General features: G+C 67.2%; 23 protein-coding genes and 1 tRNA gene. 14 read left to right on the top strand and 10 right to left on the bottom strand.

Translation table 11 applies throughout. From position 1 onward, the window contains the following. Positions 1-9: 9 nt before the first annotated feature. Positions 10-135, bottom strand: coding sequence for a hypothetical protein (locus PKE75_RS14965; RefSeq protein WP_271169545.1), 126 nt, complete (start codon positions 133-135; stop codon positions 10-12). 168 nt (positions 136-303) lie between these two features. On the opposite strand from PKE75_RS14965, the gene PKE75_RS14960 reads away from it, so the two are divergent. The 10 genes from PKE75_RS14960 (at position 304) to PKE75_RS14915 (ending at position 13,527) form a co-directional block, all read left to right on the top strand. Continuing rightward, on the top strand, positions 304-768 hold the full coding sequence (locus PKE75_RS14960) for an NUDIX domain-containing protein (protein WP_271169544.1): 465 nt from the start codon (positions 304-306) through the stop codon (positions 766-768). A 192-nt stretch (positions 769-960) separates the two neighbouring features. Next, positions 961-1,461, top strand: coding sequence for a GNAT family N-acetyltransferase (locus PKE75_RS14955; protein WP_271169543.1), 501 nt, complete (start codon positions 961-963; stop codon positions 1,459-1,461). Positions 1,462-2,323: 862 nt separating this feature from the next. Then, on the top strand, positions 2,324-4,429 hold the full coding sequence (locus tag PKE75_RS14950; RefSeq protein WP_271169542.1) for a hydantoinase/oxoprolinase family protein: 2,106 nt from the start codon (positions 2,324-2,326) through the stop codon (positions 4,427-4,429). An 11-nt stretch (positions 4,430-4,440) separates the two neighbouring features. Further along, positions 4,441-6,663 carry a hydantoinase B/oxoprolinase family protein gene (locus PKE75_RS14945; protein WP_271169541.1) on the top strand — a complete coding sequence of 741 codons (2,223 nt, stop codon included), beginning with the start codon at positions 4,441-4,443 and terminating at the stop codon, positions 6,661-6,663. A 240-nt stretch (positions 6,664-6,903) separates the two neighbouring features. Continuing rightward, complete coding sequence (gene torT, locus PKE75_RS14940; protein WP_271169540.1) at positions 6,904-7,980, top strand: TMAO reductase system periplasmic protein TorT; 1,077 nt, start codon at positions 6,904-6,906, stop codon at positions 7,978-7,980. Between the two features lie 156 nt (positions 7,981-8,136). Beyond that, positions 8,137-9,669 carry a sugar ABC transporter ATP-binding protein gene (locus PKE75_RS14935; protein WP_271169539.1) on the top strand — a complete coding sequence of 511 codons (1,533 nt, stop codon included), beginning with the start codon at positions 8,137-8,139 and terminating at the stop codon, positions 9,667-9,669. A gap of 48 nt (positions 9,670-9,717) precedes the next feature. Then, complete coding sequence (locus PKE75_RS14930; protein ID WP_271169538.1) at positions 9,718-10,740, top strand: ABC transporter permease; 1,023 nt, start codon at positions 9,718-9,720, stop codon at positions 10,738-10,740. 130 nt (positions 10,741-10,870) lie between these two features. Beyond that, positions 10,871-12,061: an MFS transporter gene (locus PKE75_RS14925; protein WP_271169537.1), complete on the top strand. Its 1,191-nt coding sequence runs from the start codon at positions 10,871-10,873 to the stop codon at positions 12,059-12,061. A gap of 163 nt (positions 12,062-12,224) precedes the next feature. Further along, positions 12,225-13,106, top strand: a complete 882-nt coding sequence (locus PKE75_RS14920) for a transporter (RefSeq protein ID WP_271169536.1) — start codon at positions 12,225-12,227, stop codon at positions 13,104-13,106. 181 nt (positions 13,107-13,287) lie between these two features. Continuing rightward, positions 13,288-13,527: a helix-turn-helix transcriptional regulator gene (locus PKE75_RS14915; RefSeq protein WP_271169535.1), complete on the top strand. Its 240-nt coding sequence runs from the start codon at positions 13,288-13,290 to the stop codon at positions 13,525-13,527. Positions 13,528-13,550: 23 nt separating this feature from the next. Here the strand turns inward: PKE75_RS14915 and PKE75_RS14910 are convergent, their stop codons facing one another. The 3 genes from PKE75_RS14910 to PKE75_RS14900 are packed head-to-tail and all read right to left on the bottom strand — an operon-like array spanning position 13,551 to position 17,415. Next, a complete protein-coding gene (locus PKE75_RS14910) occupies positions 13,551-14,819 on the bottom strand; it encodes an ABC transporter substrate-binding protein (protein ID WP_271169534.1) in 1,269 nt (422 codons plus the stop codon). Continuing rightward, the gene (locus tag PKE75_RS14905; protein ID WP_271169533.1) at positions 14,816-16,759 is read right to left on the bottom strand and encodes a PAS domain-containing hybrid sensor histidine kinase/response regulator; all 1,944 of its coding nucleotides are present in this window, start codon (positions 16,757-16,759) and stop codon (positions 14,816-14,818) included. The genes PKE75_RS14910 and PKE75_RS14905 overlap by 4 nt, the downstream gene beginning before the upstream one ends. Continuing rightward, a complete protein-coding gene (locus PKE75_RS14900; RefSeq protein WP_271169532.1) occupies positions 16,756-17,415 on the bottom strand; it encodes a response regulator transcription factor in 660 nt (219 codons plus the stop codon). Before PKE75_RS14900 ends, PKE75_RS14905 begins: the two co-directional genes overlap by 4 nt. Positions 17,416-17,714: 299 nt before the next feature. Here PKE75_RS14900 and PKE75_RS14895 point away from each other — a divergent pair, with 299 nt between their 5' ends. Continuing rightward, on the top strand, positions 17,715-18,173 hold the full coding sequence (locus tag PKE75_RS14895) for a Ros/MucR family transcriptional regulator (RefSeq protein ID WP_271169531.1): 459 nt from the start codon (positions 17,715-17,717) through the stop codon (positions 18,171-18,173). A 377-nt stretch (positions 18,174-18,550) separates the two neighbouring features. Here the strand turns inward: PKE75_RS14895 and PKE75_RS14890 are convergent, their stop codons facing one another. The 4 genes from PKE75_RS14890 to gph form a co-directional block, all read right to left on the bottom strand. Next, positions 18,551-18,745, bottom strand: coding sequence for a hypothetical protein (locus PKE75_RS14890; protein WP_271169530.1), 195 nt, complete (start codon positions 18,743-18,745; stop codon positions 18,551-18,553). A gap of 417 nt (positions 18,746-19,162) precedes the next feature. Next, positions 19,163-19,237 (bottom strand) — tRNA-Val (locus tag PKE75_RS14885). A gap of 44 nt (positions 19,238-19,281) precedes the next feature. After that, complete coding sequence (locus PKE75_RS14880) at positions 19,282-19,563, bottom strand: hypothetical protein (protein ID WP_271169529.1); 282 nt, start codon at positions 19,561-19,563, stop codon at positions 19,282-19,284. 96 nt (positions 19,564-19,659) lie between these two features. Next, positions 19,660-20,352 carry a phosphoglycolate phosphatase gene (gene gph / locus PKE75_RS14875; protein ID WP_271169528.1) on the bottom strand — a complete coding sequence of 231 codons (693 nt, stop codon included), beginning with the start codon at positions 20,350-20,352 and terminating at the stop codon, positions 19,660-19,662. A gap of 115 nt (positions 20,353-20,467) precedes the next feature. Between gph and PKE75_RS14870 the strand changes: the two genes are divergently transcribed. After that, entirely contained in the window at positions 20,468-20,839 is a 372-nt protein-coding gene (locus PKE75_RS14870) for a hypothetical protein (protein WP_271169527.1), read from the top strand. Between the two features lie 135 nt (positions 20,840-20,974). Continuing rightward, positions 20,975-22,444 (top strand): Do family serine endopeptidase, encoded by a 1,470-nt coding sequence (locus PKE75_RS14865; RefSeq protein WP_271169526.1) that lies wholly within the window; start codon positions 20,975-20,977, stop codon positions 22,442-22,444. Between the two features lie 13 nt (positions 22,445-22,457). Here the strand turns inward: PKE75_RS14865 and serB are convergent, their stop codons facing one another. Continuing rightward, positions 22,458-23,354, bottom strand: a complete 897-nt coding sequence (gene serB, locus PKE75_RS14860; RefSeq protein ID WP_271169525.1) for a phosphoserine phosphatase SerB — start codon at positions 23,352-23,354, stop codon at positions 22,458-22,460. A 90-nt stretch (positions 23,355-23,444) separates the two neighbouring features. On the opposite strand from serB, the gene PKE75_RS14855 reads away from it, so the two are divergent. Then, entirely contained in the window at positions 23,445-24,461 is a 1,017-nt protein-coding gene (locus PKE75_RS14855) for a tRNA (adenosine(37)-N6)-dimethylallyltransferase (protein ID WP_271169524.1), read from the top strand. A gap of 21 nt (positions 24,462-24,482) precedes the next feature. Here the strand turns inward: PKE75_RS14855 and PKE75_RS14850 are convergent, their stop codons facing one another. Beyond that, entirely contained in the window at positions 24,483-25,772 is a 1,290-nt protein-coding gene (locus PKE75_RS14850; RefSeq protein ID WP_271169523.1) for an aspartate aminotransferase type Ic, read from the bottom strand. Positions 25,773-25,795: the final 23 nt, after the last annotated feature.

Genomic DNA, 25,795 nt, shown 5'->3' with positions numbered 1-25,795 from the left:
GAAGCGCCGTCAGGTCCTCGAAAAGGTCGCGAGCGCAGCCACCGCAGCCCCGCTCGGGGCGCGCAGCGCGCTGAGGAAGGGATTGGCCGCCAGACGCGAAAGCGCGCCCGAACGGAGCGAAAAAAGCCAGAACATGATGGTCCTCGTCGTTGCGAAGCCACGCCCCCAAGGGCGCTCGCGCTCCGCGTACACTCATTTGGCGAATCACGCGCCGCGACGCCAGCCAAGGCTTCAGCGGGACGGGCATGCGTTTTCGCGCGGGCTTCAGTACCACGGCGGTCGGAAAAGGGGGAGGGGGGAGCGATGGCGACGTTGAAAACCCGCCTGGTGCGGCTCGGCGCCTCGCGCTGGGGCCGGCTGAGACGGTCGATGACGCTGGGCGCGAGGGCGCTGCTGATCGAGGACGGCAGGGCGCTGTTCGTGCGCCACGGGTACACGCCGGGGTGGCACTTTCCGGGCGGCGGGGTCGAGCCGGGCGAGACGGCGGCCGAGGCCTGCGTCCGCGAACTGAGGGAGGAGACCGGCGTCGTCGCTGTGAGCGCGCCGGAGCTCGTCGGGCTCTACTTCAATCCGGCCTTCGGCGGCCGCGACCATGTCGCGCTGTTCCGGGTCGAGCAATTCTCGATCGGATCGGAGCCGCCGGCGGGCCGCGAGATCGCCGAACGCCGCTGGTTCGCGCTCGACGCGCCGCCGGCAGAGGCGACGCCGGCCACCCGCCGTCGGCTCGCGGAGCTCCGCGGCGAGCGAACGCCGGACGGCCGCTGGTGACGGCGCGACGCGCCTCGCCGCTGGCGCGGATGCGCGCGCCGTGCTAATCGCCCGCCCGTCATGGAACAGGCTTTCACGCTCCGCTCGCGACGACGCGACATGCGGCGCCCCCCGGCGCCCTATCCGCGCGGCTGACCTCGTCCCGGATCCGGGGCGAAGGCGGCCTGTCGAGACCCTGATCGGCCGAGCCCCATGACATCCCTGCCCCTCGCTATCCTCCACGAGCAGCCCGGCGACGAAGCTGCGATCGACCGGCTGCAGGAGCGCGCCTTCGGTCCCGGCCGCTACGCGCGCTCAGCCTATCGCCTGCGCGAGGGCGCGCCGGCGCTCCGCGAGCTCTCGTTCGTCGCGAGGGTCGGCGCGATGCTGGTCGGCTCGAACAGGATGACGCCGATCCTGATCGGCCGGACGCCGGCCCTGCTGCTCGGGCCGCTCGTCGTCGATCCCGCCTTCCGGAGCCGGGGAATCGGCGGGGCGCTGATCGCGGCGTCCGTGACGGCCGCCGAGCAGGCCGGCCACCGGCTTGTGTTGCTGGTGGGCGACGAGCCCTATTACGGCCGCCTCGGCTTTTCGCGGGCGCCCGAGGGACGGATAGAGCTGCCCGGCCCGGTCGATCCGGCGCGGCTGCTGTGGCGACCGCTTGTCGCTGAGGCCGAGGCCGACGTCGCAGGCGAGGTCCGGCCGGCGGTCTAGCCGCCCCAGGCGGCAGCCTGGACTGCGATCTCAACGCGCATGATCGCCTAAGCGAGGACGGCTGGAATCCTGGGACCGCTCGATTTGGTTAGATAGGCCAACACTAATCGGACATCGAAGTCCTTAAACGCAGCAGGGCCTTCGGGCTTAGGCGGTTCTATGGAGGCCACGTTCGATGACGGGCCAGAACATGGCGATCCGTCGATAGTTTCGATGGCTCGACCTGGCGAAGGGAAGGGGGCGCCCGTCACGTTCGCGGGTCTCGCCAAACGAACCCGCACAACGCCGCCGTTTAGATAATGATTAGACAGAGAAATTTTACAAGCATGCCGTGATTATAATCAGGCCTGCGGCTGTTGTTTGCGCAGCGTAGTCCTGAGGCGCCTTGCCGATCGTGCGAACGCAAGTTTTAGGCGGATCGCAAAAGTTGTTCTTATCGATAATTACAATCTTATTTTGGTGGCGCCGAAGCGTCTCCCGCCGCCTCGACGCAACCTCACCGCGCGGCTCGACGCCTCAATTTCCAGGAAATCGCCGCGAAAGCGGGCGGGCAGTCATCACAGCGCCGTCCAAGAATAGCGGTTGTAATTATTGTCAAACGAGTTCCGTCCCTTCCTCCGGATCTCTCGGGCATGCTCTGAAAAAAGGCAGCATAAAATACAAGCGTCCGGCGCTCATGTTCGTTATTGGAAAATAAGTTTCCTAAGAGTACGGTTTTGCATCGAAGGTGCGCCGGATAGCCGAGATTATCCGTCGACAAGATCCTCCTTCAACTTCGACTGCGATGAGCGGACGAGGAGCGGGACCGCTTTATTCTGGCGATCATCGAACCAATTCGCTGTTGCGTAGGGGAGATATGTGGATGCTGCAATTCTATGCTTCGTCGGATATCGGCGGGACTTTCACCGATACGACCGTGCTGGACGGCGAAGGAATACTGACCCGATACAAGTCGAGCACCGTTCCGAGCGATCCTGTGAAGGGCGTGCTGGCGACCTTCGAGCTTGCGGCGGCGGAACGCGGCGTCAGCCTCGAGGAATTCCTCGGCAAGATGCGGCTGTTCTCACACGGTACGACGATCGCGACGAACTCCGTGCTCACCCGCAACGGCGCCAAGGTCGGCGTGATCCACACGCAGGGTTTCGGCGACACGCTGTTCATCATGAAGGCGTACAAGTCGACCGGCCTCGACGAGGCCGCGCGTAAGAACTTCCGCAAGCTCACCAAGCCGCAGCCGTTCCTTGAACGCACGATGATCCGTGAAGTGCCGGAGCGCGTCGACTACAAGGGCGACGCGATCCTCAAGCTCGACGAGACCGCCGCCCGGGCGGCGGTGAAGAGTCTCATCGACGCCGGCGCCGAGGCGATCGCGGTGTCGCTGCTCTGGTCCTTCAAGTTTCCGGACCATGAGCGCCGCATCAAGGAGATCATCCTCGAAGAAGCGCCCGAGATGTTCGTGACGCTGTCGAGCGACATCCTTCCGCGCCTCGGCGAATACTCCCGCTCGCAGACCGCCGTGCTGAACGCCTTCCTCGGGCCGAAGGTCAAGAAGGCGATGACCTCGCTCGACGCCGCGATGCGCCAGGCCGGCCTGCCGCGCGAGCCGTTGCTGATGCGCTCGAACGGCGGCGTGATGGCGGCCGGCAAGGCGGCGGACGAGGCGGTCGGCATCCTGCTCTCGGGTCCGGTCGGCGGCGTCGTCGGCGCCCAGCTCGTCGGCAAGATGGTCGGCTCCGGCAACGTGATCTCGACCGACATGGGAGGCACCAGCTTCGACGTCGGCCTGATCGTCGACGGCCGTCCGCTGATCCAGCGCGAGACCTTCATGGAGCGCCAGCCGCTCGCCGTGCCCTCCGTCACCGTCGACACGATCGGCGCCGGCGGCGGCAGCATCGCTTTCGTGGAGAACGGGAGGCTGCGCGTCGGCCCGGAGAGCGCGGGCGCCGTGCCCGGTCCCGTCTGCTACGGCGCCGGCGGCACGGAGCCGACCGTGACCGACGCCGACGTCGTGCTCGGTGTGGTGAACCCCGACAACTTCCTCGGCGGCCGCATGAAGCTGCGGGCCGACCTCGCCCGGGCCGCGATCGAGGAGAAGATCGCAAAACCGCTCGGCATCAGCGTCGAGGAGGCGGCGTCCGGCATCAAGCGCATCGTCGACAGCCACATGGCCGATCTCGTGCGCCAGGCGACCGTCCACCGCGGCTACGACCCCCGCGACTTCGTGCTGGTCGCCTTCGGCGGCGCCGGCCCGACGCACTCCTACAGCTACGGAGCCGATCTCGGCGTGAAGAGCGTGATCGTGCCGCGCACGGCGTCGGTGCTCTCGGCCCACGGCATCCTGATCTCGGACCTCGTGGTCACCAAGGAGACCTCGCAGTCGATCATCTCGCCACCGGGCTCGGAGGAGTTCTCCAAGTTCATGAAGGCGGAAGACGTCAACGCGATCTTCGAAGGCCTCCAGGCCGAGGCGATGGTCGAGCTTTCGGCGCAGGGCGTGCCGGTCGAGACGGTCAAGTTCGAGCGCTACGTCGACATGCGGTTCCGGCCGCAGATCTTCGATCTCTCCGTCGACCTGCAGACTTATCCGCTGACGCCGCCGGACATCGACGCGCTCGTCGAGCACTTCATCGAATCCTACGAGGCCCGTTTCGGCACCGGCTCGAGCTTTCGGTCAGCCGGAATCGACATGTCCGCCTTCCGCCTGGTCGCAGTCTCGAAGCTCGAGCGCATCGAGCAGAGCGGCGAGGTCGCGGTCGGCGACGCCATCATGGTCCCGACCGGCGCGCGGCCGCTCTACGAGGCCGGCGAGTGGCACGACGCCGCGATCTACGACGAGCGCGCGGTCAAGGCCGGCGCTCTCATTCCGGGCCCCGCGATCGTCGAACTCGACGACACCACGATGGTCGTCGGCCCGAACCAGCAAGCGACGGTCGATCGCTTCCTGAACATCATCATCAAGACGAGCTGAGGAGGCGTCCCATGGATGTGACCGTCAAGGCCAATCACCCTCCCTTCAACCTCAAGACCAGCAACAACCGCAAAGAGCCGGGACCGAGCGACCCGATCGATCCGATCACCTTCGAGGTGCTTCGCCACCGCCTCTGGTCGATCAATGAGGAGGGCTCCAGCACGCTGATGCACGCCTCGGGTTCGCCCGTCGTGCACGGCTCCGACTACAACTTCTCGATCTACACGGCGAACGGCGACATCGCGGTCTGCGGCACGTTCTACATGATCCCGATGTTCACGATGACCGTGCAGATCCAGCTGGTGCTGGAGAAGTTCAAAGGGGACATCCATCCCGGCGACGTCTTCATCACCAATGATCCGTTCGTCTGCGGCGTGCACCAGAACGACTGCCTGTTCGTGGCGCCGTTCTTCTTCAAGGGCGAACTCGTCGGCTGGACCGGCGCGCAGGCGCACGTCATCGACATCGGCGGCGCGGCGCCCGGCGGCTGGGTTCCCGACGCGACCAGCTGCTACGAGGAAGGCCTCCGCATCCCGCTGCAGCGCATGGTCGACAAGGGCGTGCTGAACCAGGGCATGTGGGACGTCATCCTCTACAACTCCCGCATCCCGTTCTTCCTCGGTTCGGATTTCAGCGCGTTCCTTTCGGCGCACCGCGTCGCTCAGGCCCGGCTGATGGAGCTCTGCGAGCAGTACGGCGCCGGCGCCTTCACCGCCGCCGCCCACCAGCTGATCAACGACACCGAAGCCAAGACCCGCGCGATGCTGAAGGAGCTGCCGGACGGGGTGTTCACCCATGTCAGCTACTTCGACCACGATGGTCACGCCAACAATCTCTACAAGATCTCCTGCGTGATGACGAAGGAGGCGGACACGCTGACCTTCGACTTCAGCGACACCGACCCGACGATCATCGGCATGGGTAACGCCACCATGACCGGCACGCTCGGCGCCGTCGGCACCGTGATGATGGGCTCGTTCGGCCAGGAGATCGGCTGGAACGCCGGCCTGATGGCGCCGGTCACCATCATCCACGGCAAGAAGACCGTGCTCTCGGCGGAGCTACCCGCTCCGATCTCGGCGGGCTCGGTCGCGGCCAACTTCATCGCCGCGGCCTGCGCATCGGTGTGCGTCGGCAACATGATGGCCTTCAACCCCGCGTTCGACGACTACCTCTGCGGTCCTCCCGACGGCTCCTGGCTGCTGACGATGTTCGGCGGCGTGAACCAGTACGAGGAGCCGTTCGCGATCATGTTCATGGACTCGCTCGGCTGGGGCGGTCCCGCCCACAGCTGGCGCGACGGCGTGGATTCGGGCGGCTCGCTGGTGATCGGCTCGGGTGGCTTCAACGACGTCGAGCTGCACGAGAAGACCTCGCCGATCATCTATCTCTGGCGCCGTGAAGTGCCGGATTCCGGCGGCGCCGGCCGCTATCGTGGCGGCAACGGCATCGAATACGCCACCGCCGGCTACGACGTGCCGGAGGTCCAGGGCAGCTTCTGCAGCCATGGCGTCTCGCTGCCGGACCTCGTCGGCATCCAGGGCGGCTATCCCGGTAATGTGTGCGGATACACGATCGCGCGCGGCAGCTCCTGGCTGGAGGATATGAAGGCCGGAAAGCCCGCGCTCGACATGGTGAGCATCGGCGGCGAGCTCGAGGACCTTCCGGCCAAGAGCACCTTCATCATGAAGTCGGGCGACGTCGTGAACAACGTCGTGCAGAACCCGGGCGGCTACGGCGACCCGCTGACGCGGCCCTACGACATGATCGAGCGGGACGTGCGTGACGGGCGCTGCAAGGCCGACATCGCCAGGTCGGTCTACGGCGCGGTGTTTGGGGAGGGGGATAAGATCGACGTCGCGGCCTCCGACGCTCTGCGCGCCGAGATCCGCGCGACGCGCAAGGCGACCGCCTCGAAGGGGCGCGATCAGTTCGCCACGCCGAAGAAGGCCGAAGCCGGCGACCTCCAGCTGAAGTGGGGCGAGTCGATCGGGGTCACCAAGGCGGGCGCCGTCTGCTGCCTGCACTGCTCGACCGAGATCGGGACGCTCAAGACCAACTGGCGGGAATCCGTGCCGCTGCGCAACCCGAAGAGCGACGAGCTCGGTCCGTTGCTGAAGCTCGACGATCGCTTCGTCTACGACCAGTTCATTTGTTCCGAGTGCGGAACCTCGCTCGCGGTCGACGTCCGCCGCGTCGGCGACGGCCTGACCGTGGACTTTGCGCTGGACTGACCGGTCCGCCAGGGATCGCAAACAGAAGGAGCCGCCCCGGACTCGGCGGCTCCCGAAGATAAAGCGACGGGAACGACCTCACGGTCCCCGATGGAGGACGCGCGTCCTCCGGCCGCCGATGTAACGCCAAGTCAAGACGCATGAAGACTTCGCATTAAATCATCGGGACGGCCCGGATATGGGGCAATCGCTCGGTGTGTGCCGCCGCCAATTGTCGCCATCGAATATCGGGAGATTACCGTGATCGCCTCCAGGACGTCCCGCCGCGCCGCGCTCGCCGCCGCGCTCACGCTCTCGGCCACCGGCGCCATGGCCGCCGACTGGTTCCCGCTCAAGGTCGACGTCTGGGACCCGCCTTTCGACATGTCGAAAGCTCCCAAGGAGGTCGAATACACGCCTCTGATCAAGGCGGCCGCGTCGCACAAGATCTGCGTGGCGTTTCCCCATCTCAAGGACGCCTACTGGCTCGGCGTTGACTACGGCATCATCGACGAAGCCAAGCGCATGGGCGTGAAGGTGCAGTTGCTGGAAGCCGGGGGCTACACCGAGCTCAACAAGCAGATCTCGCAGATCGAGGACTGCACCTCGGGAGGCGCCAAGGCGATCATCATCGGCGGCATCTCCTCCGACGGCCTCAACAACGTTGTGGCCGAACTCAAGAAGAAGGGCATCCCGGTCGTCGACGTGATCAATGGCATCTCGTCGCCGGACGTCGGCGCCAAGTCGCTGGTCTCGTTCTCCGACATGGGCGCCACGGCCGGCAAGTATCTCGCCGAGAAGCACCCGGCCGGGACAAAGCCCGTGAAGGTCGCATGGCTTCCGGGCCCGGCCGGCGCCGGCTGGGTGGAGACCGCGAACACCGGCTTCCTCGCGGCCGTCAAGGGAACCGCCGTCGAGATCGTCGACGTCAAATACGGCGACACGGGCAAGGAAGTTCAGGCCAAGCTCGTCGAAGACGTCATCCAGGCCCATCCGGACCTCGACTATATCGCAGGCACCGCCGTGACGGCGGAGGCCTCCGTGCCGCTGCTGCGCGCGAAAGGTCTGAACGACCAGATCAAGCTGATCGCGTTCTACTACACGCCGGGCGTGGACCAGTACATCCGGCGCGGCCAGATCATCGCGGCGCCGACCGACTCGCCGGTCATCCAGGGCCGCATCGCGCTCGACGAGGCGGTCCGGCTGGTCGAAGGCAACATCGTCTACAAGCATGTCGGCCCGATCATCCAGGTCGTCACCAAGGACAATGTCGCCGAGATCGACATGAGCACCACGCTCGCCCCCACCGGCTTCAAGCCGACCTTCTCGGTCGACTGACGCCGGCCAGGCGTCGGGACGGCGCGGTTGCGCTTCCCCCGGTTCGGACGAGCCGCCCCGACGCCCTTACGCCCTCTTCAACAGCCGAAGACGGGCGCCCCGATCTCCGCAGCCCGACGCGGCGTTGCGCGTCCCGCGACCTCAGGGATCCCAGACATGACCGATGCGACTCGTCCCAGAACTCCCGGCGAACCACCGCTGCTCGAGCTCCTGCGCGTCAGCAAGCAGTATCCGGGCGTGCTCGCGCTCGACGGCATGAACTTCAACCTGCGGCCGGGCGAGGTCCACGTGCTGTTCGGCGAGAACGGCGCCGGCAAGTCGACGATGATCTCGATCATATCGGGCGCGGTCCAGCCGACCTCCGGCGACCTGCTGATGCGCGGCGAGCCGATGCGCTTCGCATCGGTCCACGAGGCGCGCTCGCGCGGCGTCACCACGGTGTTCCAGGAATTCTCCGTCGTGCCGTCGATGACCGTCGAGGAGAACCTGTTCCTCGGCTCCGAGACGCGGCGCGGCGGCTTCCTCGCCAAGCGGAAGATGCGCGAGGAGGCGCACGCCATCCTCGCCCGGCTCGGCTTCGACCTGAACCCGAAGGCTATCGTTGCGCGGCTCACCCGCGCCGAGCAGCAGATGGTCGAGATCGCCCGGGCGTTCCGCTCCGAGCTCTCGGTGCTGATCCTCGACGAGCCCACCGCCAGCCTGACCGACCGCGAGGCCGACCGGCTGTTCGCGCTCGTCGACCAGGTCAAGGCGCAGGGCGTCGGCGTCATCTACATCACCCACCGGATGCGCGAGATCGAACGCCTCGCCGACCGCATCACCGTCCTGCGCGACGGCAAGTTCATCACCACGGTCGACGCCAGCGACGTGACGCAGGATGAACTCGTCCGTCTGATGACGGGGCGCGTCGTCGGGGGCATCTTCCCGGACATCAAGGCGAACCCCGGCCGCACCGTGCTGTCGATCCGCGGCCTGACGACGGCGTCTGGCTCGGTGAAGGGAGCCGACATCGACATTCGGGCCGGCGAGCTCGTCGGGCTCGCCGGGCTGGTCGGCTCCGGCAAGTCCGAGATCATGCGGGCCGCCTTCGGGCTGGAGCGCGCGATCTCCGGGACCGTGACGCTCGAAGGCAAGGACGTCACCAACCAGAGCCCGCGCAGACTGCTCCGCGCCGGCTTCTCCTACATGCCGCCCGACCGCCGGGTCGAAGGGCTCGCGATGATGCGGTCCTGCACCGAGAACATGACCTTCGCCTCGCTCGACATCAAACCGATCGCCAGGGGCATCTTCATCAACCGGGTGAAAGAGGACGCGGAGGCCAGGCGCCTCGCGGACAAGCTGGAGCTTCATCCCAGGCGCCCCGACCGCGCGGTGCAGGCGTTCTCGGGCGGCAACCAGCAGAAGGTGCTGCTGGCGCGCAGCCTCACCCGGCCGATCAGCCTCTATGTCTTCGACGAGCCGACGGTCGGCGTCGACGTCGGCACGCGCGCCGCGATCTACCGCTTCATCGGCGGCCTGTGCGAAGCAGGCGCCGCTGTCGTCGTCATCTCCTCCGACCTTCCCGAGATCCTCAACCTCGCCCACCGCGCCTACGTCTTCTACGACGGCCGCGTCCAGGACGAGCTCCCGAAAGCCAGGATCTCGGAAGCCAGCATTCTCCCTCTCTTCTTTGGCAAGCACGCCGCCTGACAGCCCAGGGGCGGACTCTTGTCCTGCCGCCGATCCGAGGACCATCCGATGTCGATCACCGTCGCCGCCTCCACGCCGAAGCCGTCCGGACAGTCGCTGAAGCGCCTGTTCGTGCAGGTCGGCGTCCTGCCGATCCTGCTGCTTCTCGCCCTCATCATCTTCAGCCTGATGTCGGACAACTTCCTGACCGTCCGGAACCTCACCAACGTCGTCCGCCAGTCCGTCTTCCTCGCGATCGTCTCGCTCGGCCAGATGATGGTGTTGCTCACCGGCGGGTTCGACCTTTCGGTTGGCACCATCCTCGCGCTGACCTCGGTCACAACCGCGCTTTCGATGTCCGCCTTCGCGGTGGCGATGCCCGACATGCTGCCGCTCGCGATCCTGCTCGGCTGTTGCGTCGGCGTCGCCTGCGGTTCGGCCGTCGGCCTTCTGAACGGGATCGGCGTCGCGTTGTTCGGCGTCTCGCCCTTCATCATGACGCTCGGCATGTCTTCGATCGGCTTCGGCGCGGCGCTCTATCTGACCGGCGGAACTCCGGTCTACGGCATGCCGGCCGACTTCGGCGAGTTCATCGGCTTCGGTTCGTTCCTCCAGATCCCGTTCCCGATCTGGGTCGCCGTCGCACTGGTCTGCGCGGCCTACGTCCTGGTCAACTGGACCAGGACCGGCCGCTCGCTCTACGCGGTCGGCGGCAACATCCGGGCGGCGCTGCTCTCCGGCATCAACACCCGAGCCACGCTGCTCACCGTCTACGTGATCTCGGCCTTCCTGACCGGCGTCGCCGGCGTCCTGATGACCGCGCGGCTCGACAGCGGCGAGGCGAACGTCGGCAGCTCGATGCCGCTGGAATCGATCGCGGCCTGCGTCATCGCGGGGGTCAGCCTGCGCGGCGGCATCGGCCGGGTCGAGAATGTCGTTCTCGGCGCGCTGTTCATCAACCTGGTCCAGAACGGCATGAACCTCGCGCGCATCGACTCCTATCTGCAGACCGTGGTGATCGGGATGATCCTGATCGCGGCCGTGATCTCCGACCAGATCCGCCTGCGCTACGTGGCCGACCTCCGGGATTGAGGGTCCGGCGCGGGGCTGCTCGCGCTGTGCCATCCATCACGCATCCGGCCGGTCCCCATGGGACCGGCGCGGACCGACTCGGCCCGGTGACCCCGGCGGCCGCCCGCTGACCTCGAAAGGCGACGATCTCATGCCCTCGACCTCTCGAACCGCGTTCGCCGCAGCTGTCACGACGATGCTGGCGATGGGGATCATCTATCTCTGGGGCCTCTTCGCCGGCCCGATCGAAGCGGAACTCGGCGTTGCGGGCCCGACGCTCAGCCTCGTCCCCAGCGCGGCGCTGGTCTGCTTCACGGCCGGCGCGCTGATCTATGACAGGCTGCTGCGGAGCCTCCCGCTCAGCGCCTATGTGGCCCTCGCTTTCGCGCTCGCGGGCGGCGGCCATCTGCTGTTCGGGCTCGCCCCGTCGTTTGCGACGCTGTTCATCGGCTACGGGATGCTGTTCTCGGTCGGGGCGGGGCTCGGGTACGGTCTCGCGCTGGCGCTCGCCTCCCGCGCTCCGGACTCCCTCCGCAGCATCCTCATCAGCCTGACGGTCTCGGCCTTCGCGTTGAGCGGGGTCATCCTCGCCGGGTTGCTCCCCATGGTCTTTGCGGGGATGAGGGCTTCCGCCTCCTTCGCCGTCATCGGAGCGGCGCTGCTCGTCGTTGGAGGCGTCGTGCTTGCGCTCACCGCGAACACGCCGTCCTTCGCCGCGGCGGGGTCGCCGGACCGGACGACGGGGCGAGGGCCGTTCCTGTCGCCACTGTTCTTCAAGCTCGCGCTGGCCTTCTTCGTCTTCAACTACGCCGGCCTGATGATGGTTGCGCATGCTGTGAAGCTGCTGGCGTCGACCGGCGCGCCCGCCGGTCTCGCGGCAGCGGCGCCGATGGCGCTCAACCTGAGCTACGTCGCGGGCTCCCTGCTCGGAGGCCGTCTGGCCGAGGCGACGGACGCCCGGCGAATCCTGGCGGCGATCCACGCGATCTGCGCCGCGGGACTGCTCGCGCTGCTGACCGCCTCCGGCGCGGGGGCGTCGCTGGCCGGCGTGGCGGCGATCGGGCTGGTGTTCGGCAGCGGCGCCTCGGTCCTGCCCGTCCTCGTCGGCCGCTACTGGGGACCGGAGCGCATCAGCCAAGTCTATGGCGCGATGATGTTCGCATACGGGCTCGCAGGCCTGCTCGCCCCATGGGTCGCGGCGGTCCTGTTCGAAGGCTCCGGCAGCTACACGCTTGCGCTGCTCAGCGCGCTCGCCGCCTGCGCCGTCGGGGCTGCGGCGTCGCTCACGATCACGCCCGTCGACACGTCGCGTCCGGTCTCGCGCCACGTTGAAGCAACGTGAAGCGGGCCCAGGCAAACAAAGAACTCAAACAACAAAAGACCGCCATGTCGCAAGCAACGGCGTCTGCGTCATGAATGCGCAAAGACAAAATTCTTCGACAACAGCCTCGCGGTCCGAGCCCGGTCCGCGAGATCGCAAATATCAGAGATCAGGGGACAACGAGATGAGCGAGATGACAAGCTTGGCGCGGGACAAGCTGCGCAGGATCGCCGTGGGCGTGCTGGCGGCCGGAGCTGCGCTGGTCGCAGGCGCGGCCGCGCCGACGGACGCGCTGGCGTCGAGCACGACAACGCCGGGCTTCACGTCGGGCCTCGCGATCTACGCGAAGCTTCCGGAGGGTCTCTATTACATCAACCAGACGGATTCGAGCTTCCGCGAAGTCGGCGGAATCGACGTTCGCGTCAATGCGAACATCCTGTTCTTCTATTACCAGAGTCCGCTCGAAGTGGCCGGCGGGGCGATCTCGTTCGTCGTGGCGCCGACGCTCGTCGACATCTCGTCAGAGGGGTCGTCGCACGATTTCGGCCTCTACAACACCTATCTCGCGGCGCAGATCAGCTGGCCGATCGCCGACGGCCTCCGCTTCGGATACCGCATCGGCGGTTATGTCCCGCAACACGACTCGACGGCGCTCGCCTACGGCACGATCGAGCAGCGCGCCGGCTTCACCTATCTGAAGGACGGCTGGCAGGCGACCGCCAACTTCATGTACGGGAATCCGGTCGGCCATGACTCCCGCCTCGCGCCCGATTACTTCGTCGGCGACTTCTCGATCACCAAGGCGTTCGGCAAATGGGGCCTCGGTCCCGTCGCCCACATGTCGAAGGACCTGACGAGCCCCGGCTCGAACTACCAGAAGCAGAGCCAGTTCGCGCTCGGCGGCCTGGTCTCCTACGACTTCGGCGGCGCGACGCTTCAGGTCAAGCTCACCAAGGACGTCAGCCAGAAGAACTATGGCGGCAAGGAGACCGCGGTCTGGACCAACCTGATCGTGCCGCTCTGGGCGCCCGAGGCGCCATTGGCGCCGATCGTCACGAAGTACTGAACCAAGCCTCGGGTCCGACGGCGGGGCTCACGTCCCGCCGTCGTGAGCGGCGCCTGGCCTCCGTCCATGACGTCGTCGCGCGGGACCCCCCGCCCGGGGTCGTCGACAGCCGGTTTCGCCAAGGCGCCGCGCGGAGATCAAGCGGAGAGCCTAGGGAGCTCTGAATGATGGGCCGTTACTCATGCTGAGCGGACGATGGTGTCGGGCGAGCCGCGCGGTCCTCGGCTGGACGCAGGACGACCTTGCGGCCCGCGCTCATGTCTCGAAGGGCACGATCGTCGCGTTCGAGAAGGAGGAGCGCATCCCGACGGACTGGACGATCAGGCAGGTCCAGCAAGCCTTCGAGAACAGCGGCATCGCCTATCAGGTCGTCGGCGCCGTCGTGGTCGGCATGCAGACCCGAATCCGGAACTGGGCCTGAGAACAGCGCCCGGCTCAGGCGCTCTACGGCGGCGGCAGGATGTCCAGCGCGACCGGCGCGTTCTCCGCGGCGCGTGAGCCGCGGTGCCAGGGCGGCATCTGGAAGCGGCCGGTGTTGTAGGGGACTGGTGCGATGACGACCTGCTCCTTGCGGTAATCCTGCACCTGATAGAACAGATGTGGCATGCCGCGCGACGGATCGCGCGTCGCGTCGGGGTAGGGCACCGCGGCCTGCCACTGCGGATGATAGTGGATGGTGCCGAGCACGCTGCGATAGGTGATGCTCTTCAGGCGCGCGGCGACCTTGCGGTTCTGCGTGAACTCGTAGGGCGCGCCCGTGCCGCCCGCGACGCCGGCGGCGAGCGCGAAGTGGTGCATGGCGCTGTAGGACAGCGCGCCGACTTCCGGCGTCGCGGTCAGCCCGAACCGCTCGCGGTAGCGCTTGCTGTAAGCCCTGCCGTCGTCGTCATGCACGAGGCCGACCACGGTGCCAATGATGACTCCTTCCGCGTCCTGTCCCGCGACGTCGATGAAGGTCTGATGCATGCCGCCATACTGTAGATACACAAGGCAGTTCATCGGCTTCTTCATGAACTGGCGCTGGAAGTGCGCGATGTCGCTTGCGTAGAAATGGGTGTTGGCGAGGATCGCGGGCCGCGTCTCGCGAGCCCGGTCGAGCGCAGATTGCCAGTCCGTCGTCGGCGTCCGCACGATCTCCGGTCCGAACACAACCGACCATCCGAAATCGGCAGCCGAGGAGCGCATCGCGTTGGCGGTGACGATGCTGTAGGGCCGAGATCCTGAGATGATCGCGAGGCGGTTCGACTCCGGCCGCCACTGGCCGGTGTCCCTCAGCCACGAGATGAATTTGATGAAGCCCTGCCCATACCAGTATTCGGCCGGGTCGCTCATGAAGCATCCGAAGTAGCGCTCCGGATCGCCCATCACCGTGTCATGGTGCTGCAGCAGCGTGTTGTGGTGGACATAGACCACGCCGGCGTCGGCGATCGGCTCGTATTCCGCGTTCTGCGCGCCGATGTTGTAGCCGTTGATGATGGCGTGGACGCCGTGCCTGCTGATGAGCTCCCGCGCCGCCGCAGTGACGGCTTCTGCGCTCTGGTCGCTGGTGTCGACGAAATAGGGCTTCAGCTGGCGCCCCAGGATGCCGCCGAGCGCGTTGATCTCCTCGATCGCGAACTGCAGCCCGTTGCGGAACTCGCGCCCGTCCGCGGACGACGCGCCGGAGAGCGGCACCATGCTGCCGATCGGGATGAAATCCGGTTCCCGCGTCATGCCTCGCCCGTCCTGACCGGCTCGCGCCGTTGCTCGAAGAGAAGATGATGCATGGCCGAGCGAAGCCGGGCCGGGTTGATCGGCTTGATCAGCACCGGCAGGCCCTCGCTCCGTATGCGGGCGATCAGCGCGGGGTCGGTGTCGGCGGTCGCGACGATCCCGGGCAGGTCCTGGCCGAAGAGGCCCCGCAGGTCGGCCATGACCTCGGTTCCCGCTCGACCGTTCGGCAGACGGTAGTCGACCAGCACGAGGTCGGGGCGCGGCTCGGTCCCGTCGGCGAAGCGCGACAGCGCGGTCTCGCCGTCGCTCGCTTCCGTGACCTTAACGCCCCAGCGGTCGAGCATCAGGCAGACGGTGCGGCGAAGCAGCTCGTTATCCTCGATCACCAGAACCTTGACGTCGAGGAACTCGCCGCCGATGCGCTCGGAGATCTCGGGCTCGCCGAGATCGCTCTGCCAGACGTTGCCGATCGGGACCGAGACCGAGAACATCGAGCCGCGGCCGACGGTCGAGCGCACGTCGATCTCGTGTTCGAGAAGGTCGGCCAGCCGGTAGGCGATGTTGAGGCCGAGACCCAGCCCGCGCTGGCGGTGGCTCGGCTGATCGGCGACCTGATGGAACTCCTCGAAGATCAGCGTGAGCTGGTCTTCGGCGATGCCGCAGCCGGTGTCCCACACCTGGATGTCGAGGTGCGATCCCCGCCGTCGTGCGCCGATCAGGATCGCGCCGGTCTCGGTGAAGCGGATGGCGTTGGCGATGAAGTTGCTGAGAATGCGCTCCAGCAGCACGCGGTCGGACTCGACCGTCACGTGGCTCGCCGCCACGCGGAAGGCGAGGCCCTTGGCTTCGGCCTGCGGCGAGAACTCGATCTTCAGCCGCTCCAGGACCTGCGCCATCTGGAAATGCACGACACGCGTCGCGATCCGTCCGGCGTCGAGCTGGCCGATCTGCAGCAGAGAACCGAGAATCTCGTCCATGATCCCGACGGTCACGTCCATCGAATGCAGCAGATCGTGGCGCTTCGCCTCCTCGGCCACGTCGAAGCTGCTGTAGATCAGGATCTTCAGGGTCGCCAACGGTTGACGCAGGTCGTGATTGGCGGCGCGCAGGAAGCGGCTCTTCTTCAGGTTGGCGGTTTCCGCGACTTCCTTCGCCAGTCGGAGGGCCCGCTCGCCGCCCTTCTGCGAGGAGATGTCCTGCACCCGAAGGATCATGCCTTCCGCGAAGCGGACCGGGGTGACCTCGAGCCAACGCCCGTCCGCCAGCGCATGCTCGCGCGCCCGCTCGCTGCGCAGGTCGTCGAGCGTCTCCGCGATCCACTCCCGGCGCCTCCCCTCGATGACGATCTCGCCCGAATGCGCCACCGCCGAGATCAGGCTCCTGGCCGACACGCCGGGCCGCACGAAGGTGGCGAGCGATGGGTGGAGCCCCCCGAATGAGCGGTTCACGAGCACAAGCTTCTCGTCGACGTCCCAGCAGGCGAGGCCGACGTCGAGGTGCTCCGCGATGCGATGGCGCCAGACGTCGAGCGCGTTGTCTTGCCGCGCCCAGAGCTCGCCGGCGATGTCGCGCACGGTGCCGAGGATGCGGGCGACGCGGCCGTGCTTGTCGAATTCAGGCTGCGCCGAGTCGCGGACGCGCAGCGCGGCCGTCTGTTCGCATCGGCAGACGAGGTCGATCTGCGAGGCGTTGCCCGCGATCAGCTTGTTGAGATGCGCCTGGACTTGCGCCGACTGGGAGCCCTGTTCCCCGGCGAGCAGGGAGCGCAGCGGCAATGGCGCCGCTCCGGAGATCGAGCCGACGACCCATTCGAGAGAGAGGCCGCTCTCGGTGAGCGCAAACGCATAGGCGACGCAGTTCAGCGTCTCGCAAAGCAGCGCGACGTCGGCGCCAGGGCCTGGTCGCGGAGCCGGTGCGGGCCGCAGATCCGTGGTCGTCAAGTCGCGCTTCGCGGGGCGGCCGGCGGCGCGGCCTTGTACGCGGCGAGCTCGGACCGCTCCTTCAGTTTGAGCTTCAGGCCGACGTTGCGCAGATGGACCCGCACGGTGTTCGGGCTCAGGCCCAGCTCTTCGGCGATGTCGACGTTCGAGCGTCCGCGCCCGACAAGTTCCAGAACCTGATCTTCCCGGGCGGTCAACGCGGTCGGCCTCGGCTTGATCTGTTCCGGCGGCTCGACGGGCAGCGCGCCGCGTAGACGGCCGCCCTGCAGGATGTCGCGCGGGAAATAGACGTCGCCGTTTAGGACCAGCGTCAACGCGCGCAATAGCTCGGCGCCCTCGGCGCTCTTCGGGATGTAACCGATGACGCCCTCGGAGATCGCCTGGAGAACGTGCTCGCGGTCTTCATGTACGGAAATAACGGCGATCGGGATGTCCGAATAATTTGCTCGAAGCGTCCGAAGCCCCTCGAATTCGGACAGACCTGGCATCACCAGATCGATGAACATCAGCTCGATGTCCGGGTTTTCCCGCAGAAGATCGAGAGCCTCCTGGAAGCTCGCCGCATCGAGCGGTTCGAAGGATCCCTGAAGCTTTTCAATGGCATGCTTGAGAGACGCGCGGATCATCCAGTGATCGTCAGCGATCAATACTTTCATGGTATGCTCAACGCCGCCTTGACCGTGATGCTCCGGCCCGCCCGCGCCTCCTGATGCGCTTCCCTAAACGGGGTACGAGTCGTCTACCGTTACCCTGGACCTGGTTCTAACCGAATAACAGCGTCTAAGCACCAGCTACGTCGGCTCTTGCGGGCGGTCCGGGAGCCGCCCTGGCGTCGCGAGCGCGCCGCGCCAGCGTGAGTGAAATCAGCAACGTAATAATCAAATTCCAATAATTCCACTTGCATTCTTGACGTCATACGCTCACTTCTGGCTCAGTTTCCCAAAGGTGAGCAGATATGACTGAAGAAACGGATTTCGTTCTCCTCGCGGCTGATGTCGTGAGCGCCTATGTCAGCAACAATTCGGTCGCGGCGGCCGATCTTCCTGCGTTGATCAAGTCGGTTCACGCCGCGCTCGGGACGGCGGCGTCCGGCAAGGTCGAGGCGCCGGTCGTGGAGCTGACGCCCGCTGTCTCGGTGAAGAAGTCTGTCACGCCCGACTTCATTATCTGCCTGGAGGACGGCAAGCGCTTCAAGTCGTTGAAGCGTCATCTGAAGACCGCCTACGACATGACGCCGAACGACTATCGCGCGAAGTGGGGCCTGCCGTCCGATTATCCGATGGTCGCGCCGAACTACGCGGCCGCCCGCTCGGAGCTGGCGCGCAAGTCCGGCCTGGGCCAGTCGCGCGCCAAGGCCGCTCCGAAGGCGGCCGCTCCGACGCCTGCGAAGCGCGGCCGCAAAGCCGCAACCTGATCAAGGCAAGCGAAGCCGGGACCGCCGACTGACGGCCCCGGCCTTACGCTCAAGTCGAGATCTGGTTGTCGGGCCGTTACGAGCTCAGGCGCTTGCGCTCGGCGCGCGACAGGCCGGAGTTGAGCCGCGTGATCACGAAGGTCGCGAGCGCGACGCCGAACGCCATGATGATGAATAATTCGAGCATGCCCACAAGCGTTACTCCTTTTTCCAGTCGGTAGATTGGCAAATCTGATCCGGTTCGACTTTACCAATTGGATCTGACGCTGGGGCGGACAATGACGTCGTTTGCGGCGTGGTGTGTCCTGGGTTATTCCGAACGATAAGAGTTTCGATAGTTCTTTGGTCCGACGCCTCCCGGCGGTCGGCGGCGTGGCTCAAGTCGCGGGACGTTTCCCGGTGACCGGGCGCTTCGGCGCGGAGTGATCGTCGGGCTGGCGCGTGGCGTCGCGATCGCCGCCGGGGCTCGCGCTGTGCACGCCGCTGTTGTGGCTGTCGCCCTGAGAGGGGGCCATCGCGCCCTTCGCATCGTTCTTGACGGCGGCCTTCGCAGTCTCTGGCTTCTTGCTCACGGTTTTCTCCTCCACGTCGCGGCCCGCCCGATCAGGCCAAGCGGTTCCGGCGAATCGGCTCTTGTTCCGGCCAAGCCCCAAGGACCGAAACGGCGTCGCTCACGACGACCTGTTGGCTGAAACGGCTTTCGTAGACCCGCATCAGGGCGTCATGGGTCTCGTCGGCCGACCCGCAAAGCGCGCCTTTGGGAAAGGATCACGACCTTTGCGCCTGCGCGATGCTTCGGAGAGACGAAACGCCCCGGAGCCCGTTCCCCTCGGTCGATCTTATCGGATAGCTTTCGCAGTCGGCCGCTTCGAGCGTATCGCGCCGGTCCGCCTCGAGTTTCTCGCCTGTGATCAGGCCGCGGATCGGGACCTGAGCGCATCCTCCCACGATGGGGGGAAACGCGCAGTTCGCTGAAATTCAGAGAAAAGTGGTGCCCGAAACAGGGATCGAACCTGTGACCCCACCCGTGTGAAGGGTGTGCTCTCCCGCTGAGCTATTCGGGCGCCGACGCGGAACGGCCCTTCACTACGCCGGACCGCGCAGGATTTCAATTGGGGCCGCTGCCGACGCCGATCATCACCGCGAAGGCGTAGGTGGTGGCGCCGAAAACCCCGAGGCCGCGCGCCAGCGCGGCGAGCAACGCCGCCCCGTCGCTTCGCCCGCGTTCGAGCGAGGCCATCAGGAACCCATAGCTGACGATCCAGCCGACGCAGATCGAATTGGCCATCGCCCAGCCGTCGAACTGATCGAGCGCAAGCGCGCCCACCGCAGCCCAGAGCGCGGTGACCACGATGATCTTGATCCAGTCCGGCCAGGTCCGGAATGCCAAAGCGGCGTCCTCACGAGGGCGGGCGCGCGGAAACGCGAGTCCCCTCCGAAAGAGCGCCCGTCGCCGTCCGCAGACAACGAGAGCCTTAAGAGAAGGTTAACGCGCAGCGACGCGCTCCGACGCAAGCGCGGCCAGCACTGCGTCCTCAAGCTCGTCGAAATGATCGATCAGGACGTCGCCGCCGAGCTCGCGCGCCGGCGTCTCGGTGTAGCCGAAGGTCGCGACGATCACGGGCACGCCCGCCGCTCGGGCGGCGCCGACGTCGGTTGAGCTGTCGCCGACCATGACGGCGCGCGACGGGTCGCCTCCCGCGCGCTCGATGGCGCCCAGCAGCGGAGCGGCGTCGGGCTTCGCGACCCCGAATGTGTCTCCGCCGACGATGGCGTCGAAGCGTGAGGTCATGTCGAGCGCGTCGAGCAGCTTGATCGCCAGCCGCTCGACCTTGTTGGTGCAGACCGCGAGCTTCGCGCCGGACGCCGCCAGCCTGTCGAGCGCCGCGCCGCAGCCGGGATAGGGCGCCGTCCTGTCGGCGATGTGGGCGGCGTAGTGGTCGAGGAAGAAGGCGTGCAGCGCGTCGAGCCGCTCCAGCGTGACCGGCCGATGGGCGACGGCGAGGCCGCGTTCGACCAGGGCCCGGGCGCCGGCGCCGATGAGGTCGCGCGCCTTTTCGTAGGGCAGGGCGGCGACGCCCTCTTTGGTCAGCGTCGCGGTGAGCGCGTCGATCAGGTCAGGGGCGGATTCGACCAGCGTTCCGTCGAGGTCGAACACCACTGTGAGGGGGGCGCTCATGAGGTCTCGGCCTTGGATCTGACAGGAGAGGGGGCGTGTGGCTTGGGCTGCTTCGCCTGCTAGGCTCGCTCAAGTCAACCCGAGCCGATTCGGGACTGCCATGCGGAGGGCGACGATGAAGCTGGCCGGGCGCCGTGCGGCTTCCTTTGCAGCGCTCCTGCTCGCCGTAGCGGCGTCCGCGGCGCGCGCCGAGGACTACGTGTTCCGGCCTTCGCCGCAGACCGATCTCAACCGCATGTTCCGCGTCGAGACCACGACCGGCGAGGTCGGCGCGTGCCAGTACGCGGTGAAGGACGGCACGGTCGGCGTCACGCTTTGCTTCAGCGCGGGCGAGGGAGCGGGGCCGCAGGAGCCGGGCTCCTACGATCTCATAGCTTCCAGCCATCAGCAGGAGGGCGGCGTCTATCGCGTCGAGCGCCGAACCGGCCGCATGAGCGCATGCTACGTGCTCGGCGAGCAGGTGGTGTGCACGCCCCAGGCGCGGTGACGGATCTGGCGATCAACAGGCCGCGAGGCGGCCGCTCCGCGCACGCCCCGTCCTCTTTCCGCCTCATCGGCGTTGTGTAGAGTGACGCGCCGCGCCGGGGCCGGTCCGTCCCGACGCCGATCGCAAGGAGACGCCATGAGCGACCCCGCCCGCCCATCAGCGCGCCTCGTCCGGTCGGCGGTCGCAGCCGCGCTCGCCGCAACGCTCGCCATCGGCTCGGTTTCGCAAGCCTATGCGCGGCCGGCCCCCGACAGCTTCGCCGACCTGGCCGAGGGACTGGTCGACGCGGTCGTCAACATCTCGACCTCGCAGAACGCCCCAGCCGCCGACAAGGCGGTGCCGCCGCCGCAGGTTCCGGACGGCTCGCCATTCGAGGATTTCTTCGACGAGTTCTTCAACAAGCGAGGCCAGGGGGGGGCGAAGAAGCAGAGCTCGCTCGGATCCGGCTTCGTGATCGATCCGTCCGGAATCGTCGTCACCAACAACCACGTCATCGAGGGCGCGGACGAGATCACCGTCAATTTCAACGACGGCTCGAAGCTGGTGGCCGAACTTGTCGGCAAGGACGTCAAGACCGACATGGCGGTGCTGCGCGTGAAGGCGCCGAAGCCGCTGAAGGCGGTGAGCTTCGGCGACGCCAACGCGCTCAGGGTCGGCGACTGGGTGCTCGCGGTCGGCAACCCGTTCGGGCTCGGCGGCTCGGTCTCCGCCGGCATCGTCTCGGCGCGCAACCGGAACATCAATTCCGGGCCTTATGACAACTTCATCCAGACCGACGCGGCCATCAACAAAGGGAATTCCGGCGGGCCCCTGTTCAACATGGCCGGCGAGGTCGTCGGGATAAACACTGCGATCATCTCCCCCTCGGGCGGCTCGATCGGCATCGGCTTCTCGACGCCGTCCTCGACGGCGAAGCCCGTCGTCGACCAGCTGCTGAAATATGGCGAGACGCGGCGGGGCTGGGTCGGCGTCCGCGTCCAGCAGGTCACCGACGACATCGCTGACAGCCTCGGCGTCGCCGGCCCGCCCAAGGGCGCGCTGATCGCGGGCGTGAACGATGACGGCCCGGCGGCCAGGGCCGGCCTCCAGACCGGCGACGTGGTGATCAAGTTCGACGGCAAAGTCATCCGTGAGATGCGCGACCTGCCGCGGGTCGTCGCCGATACCGAGATCGACAAGGAGGTCGAGGTCGTCGTCCTGCGCAAGGGCAAGGAGGAGACGCTGAAGCTGAAGGTCGGCCGCCTAGAGGAGGATGAGCCGAAGAAAGCCGCGCTCAAGGCCCCGAAGCCGTCCGACCAGCCGAAGACCGTGACCGCGCTCGGCCTGACCTTCCAGGCGCTGACCGACGAACTCCGCACCAAGTTCCAGCTGAAGCCCGACGCCAAGGGGCTCGTCATCACCGAGGTGAAGGAAGGCTCCAAGGCTCAGGAAAACGCGATCCAGCCCGGAGACGTGCTGCTCGAAGTCGCCCAGAGGACGGTCGACACGCCGGGCGACGTCACCGGCCGCATCGAGGAGCTGAAGAAGGACGGCAAGAAGACCGCGCTGCTGCTGCTGTCCAACAAGCAGGGCGACGTCCGCTTCGTCGCGGTGTCGATCGAATAAAGACGAGGCGCCGTCAGGCTGTCGTGATCTCGTCTTCCGCGTAGCCCTGGAGGTAAAGCAGCGCCGTCAGGTCGCCGTGGTCGATCCTGACGTCAGCGGCTTCCGCGACGCCGGGCTTCGGACGGAAGCCGACGCCGAGCCCGACCGCGGACAGCATCGCGATGTCGTTCGCGCCGTCGCCGACGCCGATGGCGTCGGCGCGCTTGAGGCCGCGGGACGACGCGAGATCGTCAAGCGCGACGACTTTCGCCTGCAGGCCGAGCACCGGCTCGAGCAGCGTCCCCCTGAGCCGTTCGCCCTCCGTCTCCAGCACGTTCGCACGGTTCTCGTCGAAGCCGATGGCGGCCGCGACCGGACCGGTGAAGCTCGTGAAGCCGCCGGAGACGAGCGCTGTGTAGGCGCCGTGCGCGCGCATGGTCGCGACCACCGTCCTGCCGCCGGGCGTGAAGGTGACGCGGTCGCGCAGAATGGCGGCGGTGACGTCGTCGACCGCAAAGCCCTTGAACAGCGCCACCCGCTCGCGGAGCGCGGGCTCGAAGGCGATCTCGCCGCGCATCGCGCGCTGCGTGATCGGGGCGATCAGTTGAGCGAGACCGAGAGCTTCGGCGAGTTCGTCGATGCATTCCTGCTCGATGAAGGTCGAATCCATGTCCGCGATCAGCAGGCGCTTGCGGCGTCCCTCCGCGGGCAGCACAGCGACGTCCACGGGCGCTCCACCGAGCGCCGCCGCCAGAGACGCGCGGAGCTCGGCGGCGTCGCCCGCCTCGAGCGCGAACTCGGCCGCGACGCCCGGTTTCAGGATGCGCGGCCCGACGCCGCCTAGCGCCCTTGAGGTGCGCTTCAGCAGCGCCTCGTCGAGCACGGACGCGGCGGGGCTTGCGATCAGGACGGCGACAAGATTTGAGGACATCGGGCGCTCGGCGGCTGGGCGGGCGTTCAGATAGAAGGTCGGGGCCGCGGCCCGCAACGGACGGGACGGCGTGGCGGGCATGCATAGAGGATGATGACGACAGAACAGCCCATCCGCGTCGTGCTGATCGCCGGTCCCACGGCCTCGGGCAAGTCCGCGCTCGCGCTTGCGCTCGCCCGCGAGCTCGGCGGCGCGGTCGTCAACGCCGACGCGAGCCAGGTCTATGCGGACCTGCGCGTGCTGACCGCTCGGCCGACGGAAGCCGACGAAGCCAAGGCTCCTCATCGCCTCTATGGCCATGTCGATGGCGGCGACGCTTATGCCGTCGGACGCTGGGTTTCCGATGTTTTTATGGTTGCCAAGGAGTTAACTGGCGACGTTCAGCTATCCGACCGACTTCGGATCTCTGAGCCGCCGCGAGCGGAAGGCCGTCCGGCGATCCCTGTTTTGGTCGGCGGGACAGGGCTTTATTTCGAGGCGCTTACGGCTGGCCTCGCTTCGGTTCCGGAGATTCCAGCCGAGATCAGGACGCGCTGGCGGGGGACGCCTCCGGGGGATCTCTACGACGAGCTCGTACGCCGCGATCCAGCCATGGCCGCGCGGCTCCGGCCGTCCGATCCGCAGCGGCTGACGCGGGCGCTGGAGGTGTTCGAAGCGACCGGGCGTTCTCTGGCTGCCTGGCAGGCGGAGACGACGCCGGGCCCCGTCGCCGCGGCCGACGCCCTGAGGATCGTCCTTGCGCCTGATCGCGCGGCGCTGGACGGCGCGATCGCTCGACGGCTTGAAGCAATGATAGACGCCGGCGCCCGTGATGAGGCCGAGCGGCTGTTCGCACGCGGGCTCGATCCCGCGACGCCGGTGCTGAAGGCGCTGGGCGCGGCGCCGTTCGCCGCCTGGGCGCGCGGCGAGATCACCCGCGAGGGTGCGCTGGCCCGAACCCAGCTCGACACCCGCCGCTACGCCAAACGCCAGTCGACATGGTTCCGCAACAGGATGGCGGACTGGATTCACGTCGCGCCCGAGAAGGCGCTGGAGGCGGCTATGGCGGAGATCAGGAGGAGGGGGGTGGACGCCCCGCTCATGTCCCGGCCTCGAGCCGGGACATGAGCGGGGGCGCCGAGTTGAGCCTTACGCCGCTTCGCTGCGGCGCCTGGCGCTTTCCGATTCGATCGCGGCGAGCAGGATGCAGAGCGCGATGCCCTCCGAGGCCGCCTTCACGTCCGAAAGGGAAGGGTAGGACGGCGCGAGCCGCAGGTTGCTGTCGTGCGGATCCTTGCCATAGGGCCAGGTCGCGCCGGCGGCCGTGAGCAGCAGCCCGGCGTCCTTCGCGAGCGCGACGACGCGCGACGCCGCGCCTTCGGTCACGTCGACGCTGACGAAATAGCCGCCGTCGGGCTTGATCCAGCGCGCCGCGCCCTGGTTTGCGAGGCGGGACGTCAGCGCGTCGGTAACCGTCTGGAATTTCGGCGCGAGCAGCGCGCGGTGCTTGTCCATATGGGCGACCAGACCCGCCTCGTCCCTGAGGAAGCGGACATGGCGGAGCTGGTTCAGCTTGTCCGGGCCGATCGTGCGCTTGGAGGCGCGGGCGAGGTACCATTTCACGTTCGCCTCCGACGAGGCGAAGAAGGCGAGGCCGGCCCCGGCCAGCGTCATCTTGGACGTCGATGCGAACACGAAGGCGCGGTCGGGATTGCCGGCGTCGGCGCAGGCGTCGAGCACGTTCAGGATCTCGCGCCGCTCGTCCGTCAGATGGTGCAGGACGTAGGCGTTGTCCCAGAACAGGCGGAAGTCGGGCGCGCCCGTCTTCATCGAGGCGAGGCGCCGGACGGTCTCGTCGGAATAGCTCTCCGCGCTCGGGTTCGAATATTTCGGCACGCACCACATGCCCTTGACCGCGGGGTCGCGGACGAGCTCCTCGACCTTGGCCATGTCCGGCCCATGCCCCGTCATCGGCACGGGGATCATGCGGATCCCGTATTCCTCGCAGATCGCAAAATGGCGGTCGTAGCCCGGCACCGGGCAGAGAAAGGCGATCTCGCTCTCCCTGCCCCACGGCTTCGCGGAGCCCGGCACGCCCTTGAGAAGCGCCCAGACGATCGAATCGTGCATCATCGCGAGGCTGGCGTTGTCGCCGACCACGATCCGCTCCGGTTTCGCTCCCAACGTGCCGGAGAACAGCGCGCGCACCTCGGCGACGCCCTGCACGCCGCCGTAATTGCGGGCGTCCTCGCCGGCCTCGGTGAGATGGTCGCGGTTGCCGGGCAGCGCGAGCATGCCCTCCGCGAGGTCGAGCTGCTCGGGCGCGGGCTTGCCGCGGGTCATGTCGAGCTTGAGGCCGCGGGCGCGGAACGCGTCGTAGTCGGCCTGGATGCGGGCGCCGAAGGCTTCGAGGTCCGCGGCGGAGAGGTCGGCGATCACGCTGAAGCACCTTGTCCGGTTTC

Origin of the sequence: Hansschlegelia plantiphila, from assembly GCF_027922265.1 — a bacterium.
In the GTDB taxonomy this organism is placed as follows: Bacteria; Pseudomonadota; Alphaproteobacteria; order Rhizobiales; family Methylopilaceae; genus Methylopila; species Methylopila plantiphila.
The sequence above is the reverse complement of the archived record's forward strand: the minus strand, read 5'-3'. Positions and strand labels throughout refer to the sequence as shown.

Excerpts from the sequence above, each read along its gene's own strand:
- PKE75_RS14965 (WP_271169545.1), bottom strand. The coding sequence starts at position 135 with ATGTTCTGGCTTTTTTCGCTCCGTTCGGGCGCGCTTTCGCGTCTGGCG.
- PKE75_RS14960 (WP_271169544.1), top strand. The coding sequence starts at position 304 with ATGGCGACGTTGAAAACCCGCCTGGTGCGGCTCGGCGCCTCGCGCTGG.
- PKE75_RS14955 (WP_271169543.1), top strand. The coding sequence starts at position 961 with ATGACATCCCTGCCCCTCGCTATCCTCCACGAGCAGCCCGGCGACGAA.
- PKE75_RS14950 (WP_271169542.1), top strand. The coding sequence starts at position 2,324 with ATGCTGCAATTCTATGCTTCGTCGGATATCGGCGGGACTTTCACCGAT.
- PKE75_RS14945 (WP_271169541.1), top strand. The coding sequence starts at position 4,441 with ATGGATGTGACCGTCAAGGCCAATCACCCTCCCTTCAACCTCAAGACC.
- PKE75_RS14935 (WP_271169539.1), top strand. The coding sequence starts at position 8,137 with ATGACCGATGCGACTCGTCCCAGAACTCCCGGCGAACCACCGCTGCTC.
- PKE75_RS14930 (WP_271169538.1), top strand. The coding sequence starts at position 9,718 with ATGTCGATCACCGTCGCCGCCTCCACGCCGAAGCCGTCCGGACAGTCG.
- PKE75_RS14925 (WP_271169537.1), top strand. The coding sequence starts at position 10,871 with ATGCCCTCGACCTCTCGAACCGCGTTCGCCGCAGCTGTCACGACGATG.
- PKE75_RS14920 (WP_271169536.1), top strand. The coding sequence starts at position 12,225 with ATGAGCGAGATGACAAGCTTGGCGCGGGACAAGCTGCGCAGGATCGCC.
- PKE75_RS14915 (WP_271169535.1), top strand. The coding sequence starts at position 13,288 with ATGCTGAGCGGACGATGGTGTCGGGCGAGCCGCGCGGTCCTCGGCTGG.
- PKE75_RS14910 (WP_271169534.1), bottom strand. The coding sequence starts at position 14,819 with ATGACGCGGGAACCGGATTTCATCCCGATCGGCAGCATGGTGCCGCTC.
- PKE75_RS14900 (WP_271169532.1), bottom strand. The coding sequence starts at position 17,415 with ATGAAAGTATTGATCGCTGACGATCACTGGATGATCCGCGCGTCTCTC.
- PKE75_RS14895 (WP_271169531.1), top strand. The coding sequence starts at position 17,715 with ATGACTGAAGAAACGGATTTCGTTCTCCTCGCGGCTGATGTCGTGAGC.
- gph (WP_271169528.1), bottom strand. The coding sequence starts at position 20,352 with ATGAGCGCCCCCCTCACAGTGGTGTTCGACCTCGACGGAACGCTGGTC.
- PKE75_RS14870 (WP_271169527.1), top strand. The coding sequence starts at position 20,468 with ATGAAGCTGGCCGGGCGCCGTGCGGCTTCCTTTGCAGCGCTCCTGCTC.
- PKE75_RS14865 (WP_271169526.1), top strand. The coding sequence starts at position 20,975 with ATGAGCGACCCCGCCCGCCCATCAGCGCGCCTCGTCCGGTCGGCGGTC.
- serB (WP_271169525.1), bottom strand. The coding sequence starts at position 23,354 with ATGTCCTCAAATCTTGTCGCCGTCCTGATCGCAAGCCCCGCCGCGTCC.
- PKE75_RS14855 (WP_271169524.1), top strand. The coding sequence starts at position 23,445 with ATGATGACGACAGAACAGCCCATCCGCGTCGTGCTGATCGCCGGTCCC.